At 63.9% G+C, this 14,656-nt stretch carries 14 protein-coding genes; 12 read left to right on the top strand and 2 right to left on the bottom strand.

Annotation, left to right across the window (positions count from 1 at the left end; genetic code table 11):
- The first annotated feature begins 4 nt into the window (after nucleotides 1-4).
- From MAB_RS23285 to MAB_RS23245, 9 genes are read left to right on the top strand one after another with little or no spacing between them, the layout of a single operon-like run.
- On the top strand, nucleotides 5-865 hold the full coding sequence (locus tag MAB_RS23285) for an MlaE family ABC transporter permease (protein ID WP_005063801.1): 861 nt from the start codon (nucleotides 5-7) through the stop codon (nucleotides 863-865).
- 1 nt (nucleotide 866) lies between these two features.
- Nucleotides 867-2,390, top strand: a complete 1,524-nt coding sequence (locus MAB_RS23280) for an MlaD family protein (protein WP_005112509.1) — start codon at nucleotides 867-869, stop codon at nucleotides 2,388-2,390.
- Nucleotides 2,387-3,439 carry an MCE family protein gene (locus MAB_RS23275; RefSeq protein ID WP_005063797.1) on the top strand — a complete coding sequence of 351 codons (1,053 nt, stop codon included), beginning with the start codon at nucleotides 2,387-2,389 and terminating at the stop codon, nucleotides 3,437-3,439. The genes MAB_RS23280 and MAB_RS23275 overlap by 4 nt, the downstream gene beginning before the upstream one ends.
- Complete coding sequence (locus MAB_RS23270; RefSeq protein WP_005071701.1) at nucleotides 3,436-4,461, top strand: MCE family protein; 1,026 nt, start codon at nucleotides 3,436-3,438, stop codon at nucleotides 4,459-4,461. The genes MAB_RS23275 and MAB_RS23270 overlap by 4 nt, the downstream gene beginning before the upstream one ends.
- Nucleotides 4,458-5,597, top strand: a complete 1,140-nt coding sequence (locus MAB_RS23265) for an MCE family protein (RefSeq protein WP_005063794.1) — start codon at nucleotides 4,458-4,460, stop codon at nucleotides 5,595-5,597. The genes MAB_RS23270 and MAB_RS23265 overlap by 4 nt, the downstream gene beginning before the upstream one ends.
- Nucleotides 5,597-6,778: an MlaD family protein gene (locus MAB_RS23260; protein WP_005079753.1), complete on the top strand. Its 1,182-nt coding sequence runs from the start codon at nucleotides 5,597-5,599 to the stop codon at nucleotides 6,776-6,778. Before MAB_RS23265 ends, MAB_RS23260 begins: the two co-directional genes overlap by 1 nt.
- Nucleotides 6,775-8,133 carry an MlaD family protein gene (locus MAB_RS23255; RefSeq protein ID WP_005079755.1) on the top strand — a complete coding sequence of 453 codons (1,359 nt, stop codon included), beginning with the start codon at nucleotides 6,775-6,777 and terminating at the stop codon, nucleotides 8,131-8,133. Before MAB_RS23260 ends, MAB_RS23255 begins: the two co-directional genes overlap by 4 nt.
- Nucleotides 8,134-8,176: 43 nt before the next feature.
- Nucleotides 8,177-8,917, top strand: a complete 741-nt coding sequence (locus MAB_RS23250; protein ID WP_005079756.1) for a hypothetical protein — start codon at nucleotides 8,177-8,179, stop codon at nucleotides 8,915-8,917.
- Between the two features lie 13 nt (nucleotides 8,918-8,930).
- Nucleotides 8,931-9,410 carry a DUF456 domain-containing protein gene (locus tag MAB_RS23245; RefSeq protein ID WP_005079757.1) on the top strand — a complete coding sequence of 160 codons (480 nt, stop codon included), beginning with the start codon at nucleotides 8,931-8,933 and terminating at the stop codon, nucleotides 9,408-9,410.
- Nucleotides 9,411-9,425: 15 nt separating this feature from the next.
- Here MAB_RS23245 and MAB_RS23240 read toward each other — a convergent pair whose 3' ends face one another.
- Together MAB_RS23240 and MAB_RS23235 are read right to left on the bottom strand one after the other, a co-directional pair.
- Complete coding sequence (locus MAB_RS23240) at nucleotides 9,426-10,256, bottom strand: tyrosine-protein phosphatase (RefSeq protein WP_005079758.1); 831 nt, start codon at nucleotides 10,254-10,256, stop codon at nucleotides 9,426-9,428.
- The gene (locus MAB_RS23235; RefSeq protein ID WP_005116082.1) at nucleotides 10,253-11,536 is read right to left on the bottom strand and encodes a nucleoside permease; all 1,284 of its coding nucleotides are present in this window, start codon (nucleotides 11,534-11,536) and stop codon (nucleotides 10,253-10,255) included. The genes MAB_RS23240 and MAB_RS23235 overlap by 4 nt, the downstream gene beginning before the upstream one ends.
- A gap of 114 nt (nucleotides 11,537-11,650) precedes the next feature.
- Here MAB_RS23235 and MAB_RS23230 point away from each other — a divergent pair, with 114 nt between their 5' ends.
- The 3 genes from MAB_RS23230 to MAB_RS23220 all read left to right on the top strand — a co-directional run bounded on the left by MAB_RS23230 (nucleotide 11,651) and on the right by MAB_RS23220 (nucleotide 14,654).
- A complete protein-coding gene (locus MAB_RS23230; protein ID WP_005089593.1) occupies nucleotides 11,651-12,745 on the top strand; it encodes a phosphotransferase family protein in 1,095 nt (364 codons plus the stop codon).
- 39 nt (nucleotides 12,746-12,784) lie between these two features.
- Complete coding sequence (locus tag MAB_RS23225) at nucleotides 12,785-13,543, top strand: crotonase/enoyl-CoA hydratase family protein (protein WP_005063784.1); 759 nt, start codon at nucleotides 12,785-12,787, stop codon at nucleotides 13,541-13,543.
- Nucleotides 13,544-13,721: 178 nt separating this feature from the next.
- On the top strand, nucleotides 13,722-14,654 hold the full coding sequence (locus tag MAB_RS23220) for a class I SAM-dependent methyltransferase (RefSeq protein ID WP_005089590.1): 933 nt from the start codon (nucleotides 13,722-13,724) through the stop codon (nucleotides 14,652-14,654).
- The last annotated feature ends 2 nt before the right edge of the window (nucleotides 14,655-14,656 follow it).

The following is a 14,656-nucleotide window of genomic DNA, read 5'->3' as shown; positions in this document are numbered from 1 at the left end:
CGCCATGACCATCTCCACATACCGTCCCAAGGGCGTTCAGCCGATCATCGACGCGGGGCAGCGGATCGCCCAGTCGATTCGGCGACTCGGGCACATGCTGGCCTTCTTCGTGGAGGCCATCGCCTCGATCCCGAACGCCCTGCGCTACTACTCCAAGGAATTCTTCCGGCTGCTGGCCGACGTCACGTGGGGTAACGGCTCGCTGGTCACCGGCGGCGGGACCGTCGGTGTCGCCGCGGTGTTGGGTGCCACCATCGGCGCGTTGATCGGTATCGAGGCCTACAACCTGCTGAACATCATCGGCCTGGGCCCGGCCACGGGATTTATTTCTTCCCTGGTCTCGACGCGTGAGCTGGCGCCTGTGATGGCAGCCCTCGCTTTCGCGATGCAAGCCGGCTGCCGCTTCACCGCGCAGCTCGGCGCCCAGCGCATCAACGAGGAGATCGACGCGCTGGACGCGCTGGCGATCCGGCCCATTCCGTACCTGGTGACCACTCGACTGCTGGCCTCCACCGTCGCCGTGGTTCCGCTGTATCTGCTGTGCCTGGTGATCAGCTACATCACCTGCCGCCTGCTCGTGGGAATCTCCAGCGGCGGTTCGATCGGCGGTGCCTACAACCACTACTTCACGATGATGCTGAGCGGCACGGACGTCGTCTACTCCGTCATCAAGGCCGTGGTCTTTGTGTGGATCGCCTCGACCATCCAGTGCTACTTCGGATTCAACGCCTCGGGCGGGCCCGAGGGTGTGGGTGTGGCTGCCGGGCACGCGATGCGCGCGGCCATCACCGTCGTGATCATCGTGAACATGCTTCTGACCATGGCGTTATGGGGAGTCGACGCCGGCGCAAGGTTCGGTGGTTGACGTGAGTGGAGGTTCGTTCTCGGCGAGCGGTCGCGGCTGGTCCGACCGCGCCCTGCTGTTGGCCGGTGTGGCGGTGCTGGCGATCTTGGGCCTGGTGACCGGGTTGTTGCTCGCCAAGTCCAAGGGCTATCTGGAAGACACCGTCAAGGTCGACGCGCAGCTCATGAACGTGGGCGATGGACTGCCCGAACGCGCGGACGTGAAGTTCCGCGGCATGCTGGTCGGGGCCGTCACGTCGGTGACACCCGCCGAAGACGGCAAGCCGAACATTGTGCACATCGATCTGAAGTCGGAGCACGCCGGCGGCATTCCGAGTACCGTCACCGCGCGCGTGGTCCCGAGCAACGTGTTCGCGGTGTCGTCGGTACAGCTCGTCGACAACGGGGACGGTGCCGGAATCCGTAACGGCGCGATAATCACCGAGGACACCAAGCTGCCGACGGTGCTCTTCCAAACCACCACCAACAAGCTGCGTCAGGTGTTGGCCGCCACCGAGCGGCAACGCGGCGACCCGCCGGTCGGTTTGATCGGGGTATTCGGTGAGGCCACCCAGGGCCGCGGAAACAAGCTGCTGAGCTCGGGGGCGCGGCTGCAGGCGATCCTCACCGAGTTCAACGCCATGGTCACCGCCAGTCCGAACGATCCGTCGACGATCGCGGCCCTAGAGAAGGTGTCCGACGCACTGAGCACCACATCACCGCGACTGCTGGACAACCTGGAGAACGCCCTGGTGCCGCTGCGCACCCTGGCTCAGAAGAAAGATGATGTGCGCGGCCTGCTGTCGGCCGGTTTACACACCACCGGTACCACCGCGACCGCCATCGATAATCACATCGATCAGATGATCGGTATCGGCACCCATCTGACTCCCGTTGTCGGCGTCCTCGCGCAGAACGCGGACAAGTTTGTACCGATCGCAACGCGTGTTCGGGCACTGTCCGATGCCGCCTTTGCCAATGGCTGGGACCCGGGCCGACAGGTGATCGGGCTGAACCTCATCCTGTCGTTCAGCCCGGCCTGGACCTATGTCCGTGACGACTGCCCCCGATACGGCGAGCTGGCCGGACCGAGCTGCACCACCGCGCCCGAGACGCGGCAGTGGATCGACATTCCCGAGGTGTTGCAGCCCGGTAGCTACAAGCCGCCGCCGGATATCGCGCCGCCGCCGGGGACGGTGTTCCCGCCGCCCGCGGCCGACATCATGCTGCACGGCACGGGCCCCAACCCGCAGGAAGTCGACAGGGCCGCGAACCCGGTGCTGCCGCCGTTCGGACCGCCGCCCAACCCGGCGCCTGCGCCCGTGGCGCCGGCCTCGTTCGGCGGAAATGTCGGGCCGGTGGGCAGCGCGGTCGAGCGCGAGCAGCTCGGCAAGGCGCTGGGCGGTGATGCCAGCACCTCGCAGCAGCTGCTCCTTGGCCCGGTGGCCCGCGGAACCACGATCTCGGTCAGCCGTGACGAGTCGGCGGCCGATGCGGCCCAACCTAATTCGGCGCAGCTCAACTCGGGCCAGGGAGGCGGACGATGAAGAACTTCCGGGCCGCGGCTATCGGGCTGTCGTTATTCGTCGTGTTCGCCATCGGCGTGACAACCCTGGTGTACGGCACCCTGCGCCGCGACACCACCGGGTCGACCAAGAACTACACCGCGATCTTCACCGATGTCACTGGTGTGCGGGTGGGCGACGATGTGCGCATCGCGGGTGTGCGGGTGGGACGTGTTGACTCCATCGAGCTGGACGGTTCACTGGCCAAGCTGAAGTTCCGGGTCAAGAGCAACCAGAACCTTTACGGCAACACGATTGTCGCGGTGACCTACCAGAACATCATCGGTCAGCGCTACATCTCGCTGTCCCGCGGTATCGAAGGCAGTCCGGAGCGCCTGCCCGAAGGCAGCGTCATCCCGGTGGAGCGAACCGAACCGTCCTTCGACGTCGGCGCGCTGCTCAACGGCTTCGAACCGCTGTTCACCCTTCTGGACCCGAAGCAGGTCGACAATCTGTCCAACGGACTCATCGACGCCTTCGCCGGTGACAGGGGTGCGCTGGCCCACGTTGTCGCGCAGACCACCGAGATCACCAAATCCTTTGCCGGGCGCGATCAATCGCTGGGTGGCCTGATCGACAACCTCAACACCGTCCTGGACAATGTCGCCAAGCAGAACGACAACCTCGACCAGCTGGTCATCCAGGGCCAGAGCGTCGTCGGTGAACTGGACAATCGGCGCCAGAACCTGGTCTCGTCGATCGGCTCGGCAACTCATGTGGTCAGCCGGATTCAGACCATCGGCGACAACGTGTACCCACAGATGCAGGAACTCGTCTACCGCGAGCCGGGCACCGCGGCGCACATCCTTGCCAACAAGGATCAGTTCGCTTTCCTCGGGTCCAACCTGCCGCTGCTGCTCAAGGGCCTTGCTCGCACGACTCAGGATGGCGCGTACGGCAACTCCTATGCGTGCCAGCTGAACATCAACGGGTTCTTCCCGGGCCTGAATGACCTGGTCCCCGAAATCGTCAGGCGCGCCACTCATGGCAATGTCGCGAAGTACACACCGAAATGCCGAGGGATCGAATGAGCCCCCGTGAACGCAAGCTAGAAGACCGCAGCAAGTTCTGGATCGGCATGATCGCCGTGGGCGTCGTCGCCGCGATCATCGCGTCGATGCTGCTGTACCGGCAGATCGGTTTTGGATACACCCGCTATCAAGCCGAGTTCGCGCAGGCGGCACAGCTCAAGAAGGGCGACTACGTCAGCGTCGCGGGTGTTGACGTCGGTGAGGTGAAAAGCGTTGTGCTCGATGGCACCAAGGTGCTGGTCGACCTGCGGGTACGCGACGAGGTGAAGCTGGGCGCCGAGACGCAGGCGGCGATCAAGACCACCACACTGCTGGGCTCTCGGTACATCGAGTTGCGGCCGCGTGGCGCCGGCACCATCCCTAACAAGCGGATCGCTTTGTCGCACACCGAGGTGCCCTACGACCTGCAGGCTTTGCTTGCCGACACCGCGGCCACCTACGAACAGGTCGACGCGACGAAGCTGGCCCAGTCGATCGACATCCTGGCCAAGCAACTCGAGGGGTTGCCCGAGGCGCTGCCCGAGGCCATGCGGAATCTGAAGGACCTGTCGGGGATCGTCTCCACCCGGCGGACGCAGATCGGTGAGCTGCTCAAGAGTGCGTCCACCGTCACCGCAACGCTGCATCGCCAGCAGGCGAACCTGGGCCACCTGGTTTTCCAGGGGCGCGATCTGCTGGGAGAGTTCGTATCCCGTAAGGCGTCGTTCCAGCGCTTGATGGCATCGATCACCAAGGTCGTCGACCTGTTGAGCAAGGTCGTCGTCAAGGACCGGCCGGCCTTCGAGAAGTTGTTGCAGCAGCTGCGGGATGTCACGGCGATGGCCAGTGATCACGACGACTACATGCGAAACCTGTTGCAGATCCTGCCTGTTCCGTTGCGCAACTTTACGAACGCGACCGGCTCGGGGTACTCCATGGGCATCAACTTGACCAACGGTCTGATCGTGGACAACTGGATGTGCGCCATCAGTAGCCGGGCGCAGCAGTGGGGCCTGATCGAGTACTTCAAGGACTGCGCATGAGCATCAACGTGACACAGCAGGGTTCCAGGGCCCGGCGGGTTTTCATGATCGGCGCGGTGTCGGTGCTGGTCGTGTTGGCTTTGGTCGGTGGCTATTTCGGTCTGCGTAAGGCCGGAGTGGTGGACGACAAGATCACCGTCACCGCCCAATTCGACGAGGGTTCAGGCCTTTTCGTCGGCAACGTGGTGGAAGTGCTCGGCCTGCCGGTGGGGGCGATCGAATCGGTCGAGGCCAAGGGCACCTACGTCGAGGTCAAGTTCAACGTCGACAAGGACGTCAAGGTCCCGGCGAATGTCATCGCCGCAGCCTTCACCAGCTCGGTACTGACCGACCGGCACGTCGCACTGAGCCCGCCGTACACCGAGGGACCGGTGCTCAAGGACGGCGACCTCATTCCGCTCGATCGCACCCGTACCCCGGTCGGATTCGACCGGGTGCTGGCCACCGTCGACAAGCTCGCCTCGGCCATGAAGGGTGACGGCAAGGGCGGTGGTCCGGCCGCCGATCTGGTGAACATCGGGGCTCAGGCTGCCGCGGGCAACGGCGAGCAGGTCAAGACCGCGCTGGACGAGCTGTCGAAGGCGCTGAAGATGACCACCGATGGCGCCGAGACCAAGGACCAACTAACCACGATCATCAAGAGCGTGAGCTCCCTGGTGAACGCGATGAATGAGAATGACAAGGCAATCCGGCAGTTCGGCTCGGCCGTACATGGCACCGCCGATGTGTTGGCCGCCGAACGATTCGGCACCGGAAACACAGGCCGCAAGGCCAATGAGGTCTTGAAGAGCACCGCGGAGCTCATCGAAAAGAACCGCGATGTCATCAAGGGACTCCTGGGCAACAGCAATGTCACCCTGCAGTCGTTGAGTGACAACCAGCGTGAGCTCAAGGAGACCCTGGATCTGCTGCCGCTGCTACTGGACAACGTCGACCGGTCGATCGATCCGGTCAACGGTTCGCTGCGCCTGCATCCGATGCTGGACAAGCTGCTCTTCGAGAGCCAGTTCACCAAGGAAATCTGCAACATGATGGGTCTGCGGCAGCTCGGATGCAGCACCGGAACGATGGCCGATTACGGTCCCGACTTCGGACTGACCTACATGCTCGACGGCATGGCCAGGATGGGGCAGTGATGCGCGGGTCGAAGATTTCGAAGCTCAGGGCGGCGGCGCTGGCCGCGGTCGGCGCGCTGGCCGTTTCTGCTTGCACGCCACCAGGACTCGACAGTCTGCCGCTGCCCGCCCCCAATATGGGTTCGCAGTCCTACAAACTGACCGCGCGATTCGCCAACGCGCTCAACCTGCCTGCCAAGGCGAAGGTGCGCCTCGGTGGTGCCGATGTCGGCGAGGTCGAGTCGATGGATGCCGTGGACTACGTCGCGGTGGTTCAGCTGCGTATCCGCGAGGGTGTGCGACTGCCCGTCGGCACCACCGCACAGCTGCGCACGGCCACTCCGCTGGGCGATGTCTTCGTGGCGGTCACCCCACCGGCGACGCCGAGTGGCCAGCTCCTCAAGGACGGCGGCACGCTGGATCTGGACAACACCTCTTCGGCCGCGACGGTTGAGGGTGTGCTCGCCTCCGCCGCCGTGCTCGTCAACGGTGGTGTCATCCGCAACCTGACGCACGTGGTGAACGGGCTCGGAAAGTCCTCCGGCGGTAATGGCAGTAACGGCATCGTGTTCGGCGACATCGTCAAGCAGTCCGACCAGTTGATGGGCACTCTCAACGGGCGGTCGGCGCAGATCCAGAACTCGCTGGACAAGACCTCGCAGCTGGCCTCGACACTGTCCGCACGGGAGAAGACGATCAACGATCTGCTGGAGTCCGGTGCGCCGGCGTTGAAGGCGATCGATCCTCACCAGGTCACCGACCTCGCGGACACCGCCGGGCATATCTCAGATCAACTGGCGAAGTTCCCGTCGATTCAGGGCACCGACAGTCGCAGCATGATCACCGATTTCAACACGGTCGCGCGCGCATTCAACGACGTCACGGTGAGTCCGGACACCAGCCTGGTCGCGCTGAACCGCTTGCTTCCGATACTGATCAAGGCGAACGCCGGCAGTGCGCTGGCTGTCGATGTCAACATGGCCAAGCTGGCGCTGGGCAACTGGCCCGACGCCGGGTACAAGGGCGACCCGACCTTCCACGGCCCCAAGCAGGCCGACTGGGGCTATCTGGTCGGCAGCTTCAAGTACTCGCTGTACAGACTGCAGGAACGTGTGGTGGGTCAGGGACCGAACCCGCCCGCGCCGGCCCCGGCACCCCAACCGGAACCCGCGCCGGCGCCCGAGCCAGGACCCGGCCGATGACCGCCCCGGTGCAGTCCGGTGGTCTGCTGGAATCGGTGTCCCGGGGACTGTTGGCCGTTGGTGACGTCTTCAGGCGCAGCTGGAAGTGGCTGTCGGTCGTCGGCCTGGTGGCGATCCTCGTCATCTGCGTCGGCTACGTGATGTTCGGGACATTGAAGGTGAACCCGATCGAATCCGAGTACCAGGTGAAGGTGCAGCTCCATGAATCCGGTGGGTTGCTGCCCAACCAAGAGGTCACCCTGCGCGGGGTGCCGATCGGACGGGTTGAGTCGGTCAACCTGGACAAGGGCGGCGTGGTCGCGATCGCCGCGATCAATGGTTCGGTGAAGCTTCCGGTCGACAGCGAGGTCCGAGTATCGGGCTTGTCACCCGCCGGCGAGCAGTATCTCGACTTCCGGCCGACGACGAACAACGGCCCCTTCCTGGGGAACAACAGTGTCGTTGCGCTGGGCAAGGCCACCACTCCGATAACCCTGGCACAGGTGTTGGCGGATTCTGACGGCCTACTGGCGCAGTTGGATACCCAGAAGCTGAGCACCCTGCGCAAGGAGTTGGGGGTCAGTGCACAGGGGCCGGAGAAACTGGCCAACATCCTCGACGGTGGCACCTTCCTCATCACCACCCTTGATGGCGTGCTGCCGGAAACGGTGACGCTGCTCAAGTCCAGCAAGGTGACCTTCTCGACACTGGTGGACCTCAACTCCGGTCTGGACGCCACCGGTCAGCAACTGGGTAGCACCTTCGCCGGTCTGAAGAAGATGGACGGCGGTTTCCGGACCTTGCTCGAGCGGGCCCCACAAACCCTGCACGGTGTGGACAATCTCTTCACCGACAACTCCGACACGATGGTGCAATTGCTGGGCAATCTCGCCACCGTCGCGCAGCTGAACTACGTCCGGGTCCCGGCCCTCAACGCGTTGTTCCCCGGGCCGGAGGTGCGTGGATCGATGCTGGAGAGCGCCGCGTCGATCTTCCACGACGGCGCTGTCTGGGCACTTGCCGATCTGCTGTACCCGAGACCCACATGCGATTACGTCACACCCCGTAAGCCAGTGTCGGACGCGAGCTTCTACGAACCGGCGCTCTACTCCACGTACTGCGCCAACCCCGACCCGGCGATGCTGGTGCGTGGTGCACGCAACGCGCCGCGGCCCGCGGACGACGACACCGCCGGCCCACCTCCCAACGCGGACCTGGCCAAGGTGTCCGACCCGACGCCTCGGGGCAAGTGGAGTGTTCCCACGCCGTATGGTGGACCGCAGTGGCCCCTCCCGATCCCTGGCGATGCACCCCTGCCTCCCGAGGCGCCTGCGCCACCGCCCGGTTTCGGTAATACTCCACCTACCGGACGCTAGCCTCGTCCGGTAGGCACCCGTGACACCCGCAAGGAGCACAACCATGGCAGACGACGCTGCCGACAAGGACGCCAAGAACGCGGATGAGTCCGCGGTGACTTCGGACGCGGAGAAGGCCGAGTCTTCGGCCCCGTCTTCCGCAGCGGTTGAATCCACGGCGGAGGGGACGACGGAGGCCGCCACGGCAGAGGTCGCCGACTTCGACGCGGAGGATTCGGAGAAAACCAAGGATTCCGGTGCCGTTGAGGATTCCGATGATGAGGACATCAGCCTGGAACCGGACGAAGAGGAGAACCCGAAGCGCATCCGCGGCCGCCACTGGGCTCTGACCGCGGCCGCGATCGTGGCTATCGCGATCGTCGCGCTGGCGGCCATCATCGGGCGGCTCTACGAGGAACAGCGGATAGAAGAGCAGTCTTCTCGCGAGGCCCTGGCGGCGGCGCAGGAATTCGCCAACGTCATGATCAACGTGGACAGCGCCAAGCTCGACGAGAGCTCCAACAAGACCTTGGAGAGGTCAACGGGCGATTTCAAGCAGAAGTACTCGGAGTCCAGCACCACGTTGCGCCAGGTCATGATCGAGAACAAGGCCAAAGCCACTGGCGTCGTTGTGGATTCTGCGGTGAAGTCGGCGGCACCGGACAAGGTCGAGGTGTTGCTGTTCATCGATCAGGCGGTATCCAACGTGGCAATTCCTGATGCGCGCATGGACCGCAGCCGGGTGCAGATAACGATGCAGAAGGTCGACGGCCGCTGGCTTGCCAGCGATGTTGAGCTCACCTAGGAGCCGTTAGCCGATGAGTGTCGGTGGGCTGTTGTTGGTGGCCCTCGGTATCGCCATCGGCATGGTCGGCATCGTGGTGCCGATGGTTCCCGGCACCGGGCTCGTTGTTCTTTCCATCGGGGCATGGGCGCTTGTGGAATCAACCACCAAGGCCTGGGTGGTGCTGGGAATTGTGGTGGGGTTGGCCGCTACAACCACCGTGGTGAAGTATGTGTGGCCGGCTGCGCGGATGCGTGAGGCAGGCGTACCCACGCTCAGTTTGGTGTTGGGTGGCATCGCGGCGATAGTCGGCTTCTTCGTGATTCCGGTGGTGGGTCTGGTGGTCGGCTTTGTGCTGGGCATCTATCTCGCGGAATTCATCCGGCGAAGCAGCCAGAGGCAGGCGTGGGGAGCGACCGTGACCGCGGTGAAGGCGGTGGCCACTTCGATCGGTATCGAGATGGTGGGTGCCATGGTATCGGCGGGCATTTGGCTTGGGGCTGTGCTGGTCTGACCCGAGTGACGGCGGTCAGGTGAGTGCGGCGCGCAGCGCGGTCAGGCCATCGTCATCGACTCCGGCAGCTACCAGCATCGCCTCTGGTGATCCGAAAACATTTGCCACTTGGCGGAATCCAGTGTCGAGGTATTCCTCGCGCACGCCCAGCACCTCGTCGGAGAGCATAGCGGCCATGGTCTGGGCGAGCTCGGGCTCGGCCGCATTCATCTGCGCGGATATATGGGCCCGCATCGCGCCGATAGCCGCATTGCTGCGCAAGTAGTCGGCGGCGATATCGGCATAGTCGACACCGACCGAGCTCAGCAGCAGTCCGACGAGGAGACCGGTTCGGTCCTTGCCTGCCGCGCAGTGCACCAAAGCCGTTGCACCGCTCGATAGTTGGTCGACGACCGCCTTGAGTGCGACGAGTGTGCCGGGCAGCTCGGGGAACCGCCGGTACTCGGCCAGCATGAATTCCACCTGCGAGGCCGGGTCGGGGCCGCGGCCCGCGGTCATGCTTTCGAGCATCATCTGCCGGTATGCGATCTCGTGGGGTGCGCGTTCCTCGCCCGCCGCAGGGGTGGCGAACGGAACCTCGTGCACCCGGATTCCGCCGTCTACTCTGTCCGATCCGGTGCGAGCGATCTCGGTCGGGCTGCGCAGGTCATACAGGTCGGTGACACCGAATGCTCGCAGCGTCTGAGCGCCGGCCGGGGTGAGCCCGCTGAGCTCGGAGGACCGGAAGAGCACGCCGGGCCGGATGGTGACAGGAGAATCGGCGCCGCCGACGTCGCGGAAGTTCCAGATGCCCTCTACGGGGTTGTCGGCGGGGGACGCCTTCGACTCGGCGCTGGAGATCGTCACACACCCACGGTAGCGGGCGCCTTTTCGTCGGTGTTTCCGCCCGGTTCAGGACGGAACAGGACGAAGAACGCGATGGTGATCACCAACGCGTACCCCGCGAAGCTCAGCCAAATTCCGCGCCAGTCCTTGCCGTCGTCGGGGTAGGTAAAGAAGTACTCGATGACCGCTCCACTGATGAGACTGCCCAACATGGCGCCGAGCCCGTTGGTCATGAGCATGAACAGGCCTTGAGCGCTGGCGCGGATCTCGGGGCCGCACTGGTCTTCGACGAACAGTGAGCCCGAGACGTTGAAGAAGTCAAAGGCCATGCCGTAGACGATGCAGGACAACACGATCATCCAGAGTCCGTCACCGGGATCGCCGTAGGCGAACAGCCCGAAACGTAGCGTCCATGCCACCATGCTCATGAGCATCACTGTTTTGATTCCAAAGCGGCGCAAGAAGAACGGAATGGCCAGGATGAACAGCGTCTCGGAAATCTGTGAGATGGACATGATGATGGCCGGGTGCTCGACGGCGAAGAGATTCCGGTACTCCGCGACATCGGCGAAGTCATGCAGGAAAGTGTCGCCGTAGGCGTTGGTGAGCTGCAGTGCGCCGCCCAGCAGCATCGCGAAGATGAAGAATACGGCCAGTTTGCGTTGTTGGAACAGGGTGAATGCGGTGAGCCCGAACCTGTCGGCGACCGTGGTGCGGCCCGGGCCGCTCGACGCCGACGAGCTCAATTTCGGACGGCACGGCGGCAATGTGAAGGCGTACAGACCGAGGAGTAGCGCCGCCGTGCCGGCGACGTAGAACTGGCCCGTCGAGGTTTCCAGCCCGAGCAGGCTCACCGTGTGCAGTGCGGCGATGAATCCCACCGTTCCCCAGACCCGGATCGGGGGGAAGCTGGTGACGGTGTCCCTGCCGGCATTTTTGAGTGCGTTGTAGGCGACGGTGATCGCCAGCGACAGCGATGGCATATAACACAGCATGTTGAGCAGCAGCACCCAGAAGAAGACGGTGGGACTTGCTACCAGGGGCAGGCTAAAGAGTGCCGCTGCGCCGCCCAGATGCATAACGCCGTAGAGCTTTTCGGCGTTGATCCATTTGTCTGCTATCACACCCATGATCGGCGGCGTGATGATCGCGGCGATGCCCATCGTGGAAAAGGCCGCCCCGAAGTGGGCGCCCGACCAATGTTTGTTGTTGAACCAGTAGGCACCAAGCGTCAGCAGCCATGCCCCCCACACGAAGAACTGGAGGAAGTTCATGACTACGAGGCGGGCAGTTAGGTTCATCGGCTTCCCATACTGGAGGACATCGGCCCAGTTGGCAGCGCAATCGTTTTGCGGACAGGCAAAGAATGTCCCGGTCCCTCGCTCACGGTTTATGCCGTCAGGTAAACATGACCCATGCACAAAGACGTGTCTTCTGATTCTGACGGCCCTACCGGGGATGCGGCATCGCTCGACGCCGATGCGATTCCCACGAGTTTGTCGGAGTACCTGAACCGCGAGCTGGGTGAGCAGGTCAGCGTCCGCCGCCTTTCGGCGGGGCATTCGAATCTGACCTACGTGGTTACGGGATCCTCTGGTACGCAGTGGATCTTGAGGCGTCCCCCGTTTGGGCGACTCCAGGCCGGCGCGCACGATGTGATGCGTGAGTATCGGGTGCTCGATGCGCTCAGCACCGCGCAGGTACGGGTTCCGCGAGTAACGCTGGCCAGCACCGATGCCGAGATCTTCGGCGCGCCGTTCTACCTGATGGAGCGTCAGGATGGCGAGGTGATCAGGGACGTCTCCCCGGAGTGGTTCGTCGGCTCGGCCCGGCGTGAGCTGGTGCTGGACCTGGCGGTCGCGCTAGCGGAGATCCACAATGCCGACCCAACGCGGTTGGTGGAGGCCAAGCTGGGCCGTGAATCCGGTTATCTCGCCCGGCAATTGAAAACATGGGGCGGGCAGTGGGAATCCATCAAGGAGCTACCCACCGGCCGCGACCTGCAGGACCACACGACTATCACCGCGTGGCTCACGGAGAATTATCCGGGAGACCGCCCGGCGGCGGTGGTGCACGGCGACTACAAGCTGGACAACGTGCTCGTGGATCCGGCGACGGCGCGAATCACCGCGGTGCTGGATTGGGAGATGGCGACAGTGGGCGATCCGCTCGCCGACCTGGGGTATCTGCTGTACATGACCCCGGAGCCGGGTGGTGAGGTGGCCATGTCCGAACTCACCGGATCGGTCACCGCGCAAGAGGGCTGTCCCTCGCACACCGAGATCGCCCAGGCTTATCGCGAGGCCCGTAGTGGAGACCAAAGTTACTGGACCCCAGAGGATTTGGTCTATTACCAGGTGCTGGGCGGGTGGAAGCTCGCCACTCTGCTGGAGGTTTCGTATCAGCGGCATCTTGCCGGTACTACCGACGATCCGTTTTTCGCGGAGCTGGATGAGGGTGTTCCCCGGTTACTTTCGGTGGCTCGCAGCCTGATTCCGGCCGCTGGTTAGCATCAAGAAATAAACCCACTCACTACCCAGAGGAATGCCATGGCCGACGAAGTCCTGATCGAACAGCGTGACCGTGTCCTACTGATCACCATCAACCGTCCGGACGCGCGTAACGCGGTCAACAGGGCAGTCAGTCAGGGGCTTGCCGCTGCTGCGGATCAACTGGACAGCTCCGCCGACCTGTCCGTCGCCATCATTACCGGTGCGGGCGGAAACTTTTGCGCCGGAATGGATCTCAAGGCCTTTGTGAGTGGCGAGGCGGTGTTGTCCGAGCGTGGTCTGGGCTTTACCAATGTGCCGCCACGCAAGCCGATCATCGCCGCGGTGGAGGGTTTCGCGCTGGCCGGAGGCACGGAGCTGGTGCTGTCCTGCGACCTGGTGGTCGCGGGCCGCAGCGCGAAGTTCGGCATTCCGGAGGTCAAGCGTGGGCTGGTGGCCGGTGCCGGCGGCCTGCTGCGCCTGCCGAACCGGATCCCGTATCAGGTCGCCATGGAGCTGGCGCTCACCGGAGAGTCCTTCACCGCGGAGGACGCTGCCAAGTACGGGTTTATCAACCGGCTTGTGGACGACGGGCAGGCACTGGACACCGCACTCGAGCTGGCCGCCAAGATCACGGCGAACGGACCGCTGGCCGTAGCGGCCACCAAGCGCATCATCATCGAGTCGGCCAGCTGGGCTCCCGAGGAAGCCTTCGCTAAGCAGGGCGAGATCCTCATGCCGATCTTTGTGTCCGAGGACGCCAAGGAAGGCGCCAAGGCGTTTGCGGAGAAGCGCGCGCCCGTCTGGCAGGGCAAGTAGGCCACCGCCCGTTCCGGGCAGGGATGCGGCTGCCAGGTACCCGGCTGAGAGACCAGTGGCGCTCCCAGCCAATCGGCGTACTGTAGTTAGTTGTGCGAACTTGTCATAGGTAAATCGCCTTGACCTGCGCTTTTAAATGTACGCACGCCTGACATGCGCGTTTGATGGGAGACCTGCTGTGGCCAGAACCGAAGGTGATACCTGGGACATCGTGACAAGCGTGGGCGCCACGGCGCTCGTCGTTTCCGCGATGCGTGCGATAGAGGCTCGCAAGCCTGAACCGCTGGCACGGGACGACTATGCGCAGCATTTTGTCGCTGCGACCAAGGCGGAGGCGCCACTGTTCTCCGAGCTACTCGAGGACCCGGAAGCCGCACAGGCGCCCGACATACAGCTGTTCTCGAGCTACCTCGGCGCACGGACCAAGTACTTCGATGAGTTCTTCCTGACCGCCGGTAACGCCGGCGTACGGCAGGCGGTGATCCTGGCGGCCGGTCTTGACGTACGCGGATACCGTCTGCCCTGGGCGGCCGGGACCACGGTGTATGAACTCGACCTTCCGAAAGTGCTCGAGTTCAAGAAACAGGTGCTCGATGAGCACAACGCACGCGCCACCGCGACAGTCCTCGACCTGCACGTGGATCTGCGCGATGACTGGCCGACAGTGCTCAAGGCTGCCGGATTCGATCCCGCACAGCCGACGGCATGGCTGGCCGAAGGGCTGCTGCCCTTCCTGCCCGGCGCCGCCCAGGACTTGTTGTTCGAGCGCATCGCCGATCTATCCGCGCCCGGAAGTCGGGTTGCCGTAGAGGATTTCGGTGCGCCCGGGAACCAGGCGGATCGGATGTCGAACGCGATGCAGAACGAAGAGGGCGCCTTGCAGCGGATTTTCAAGAGCATTGTGGAGGAGGACGCGCCACCGTCGAGCCTGTGGTTCGGCGATGAACGCGAGGACCCGGCGCGATGGCTGACCGGCCACGGTTGGACAGTCGAGGCGACCACTGCGGGCGAACTGCTGAAACGGTACAACCGGGTACCGCTGGCCGGCGAGCATGAACTCACCGATGCCATGGGGCAGAGCCGCTACTTCACCGCGGTGCTCGGCGCGTAGGC

The organism is Mycobacteroides abscessus ATCC 19977 (genome assembly GCF_000069185.1).
In the GTDB taxonomy this organism is placed as follows: Bacteria; Actinomycetota; Actinomycetes; order Mycobacteriales; family Mycobacteriaceae; genus Mycobacterium; species Mycobacterium abscessus.
This window is presented reverse-complemented; position numbering and strand designations above follow the sequence as displayed.

Excerpts from the sequence above, each read along its gene's own strand:
- MAB_RS23285 (WP_005063801.1), top strand. The coding sequence starts at position 5 with ATGACCATCTCCACATACCGTCCCAAGGGCGTTCAGCCGATCATCGAC.
- MAB_RS23275 (WP_005063797.1), top strand. The coding sequence starts at position 2,387 with ATGAAGAACTTCCGGGCCGCGGCTATCGGGCTGTCGTTATTCGTCGTG.
- MAB_RS23270 (WP_005071701.1), top strand. The coding sequence starts at position 3,436 with ATGAGCCCCCGTGAACGCAAGCTAGAAGACCGCAGCAAGTTCTGGATC.
- MAB_RS23265 (WP_005063794.1), top strand. The coding sequence starts at position 4,458 with ATGAGCATCAACGTGACACAGCAGGGTTCCAGGGCCCGGCGGGTTTTC.
- MAB_RS23260 (WP_005079753.1), top strand. The coding sequence starts at position 5,597 with ATGCGCGGGTCGAAGATTTCGAAGCTCAGGGCGGCGGCGCTGGCCGCG.
- MAB_RS23255 (WP_005079755.1), top strand. The coding sequence starts at position 6,775 with ATGACCGCCCCGGTGCAGTCCGGTGGTCTGCTGGAATCGGTGTCCCGG.
- MAB_RS23250 (WP_005079756.1), top strand. The coding sequence starts at position 8,177 with ATGGCAGACGACGCTGCCGACAAGGACGCCAAGAACGCGGATGAGTCC.
- MAB_RS23245 (WP_005079757.1), top strand. The coding sequence starts at position 8,931 with ATGAGTGTCGGTGGGCTGTTGTTGGTGGCCCTCGGTATCGCCATCGGC.
- MAB_RS23235 (WP_005116082.1), bottom strand. The coding sequence starts at position 11,536 with ATGAACCTAACTGCCCGCCTCGTAGTCATGAACTTCCTCCAGTTCTTC.
- MAB_RS23230 (WP_005089593.1), top strand. The coding sequence starts at position 11,651 with ATGCACAAAGACGTGTCTTCTGATTCTGACGGCCCTACCGGGGATGCG.
- MAB_RS23225 (WP_005063784.1), top strand. The coding sequence starts at position 12,785 with ATGGCCGACGAAGTCCTGATCGAACAGCGTGACCGTGTCCTACTGATC.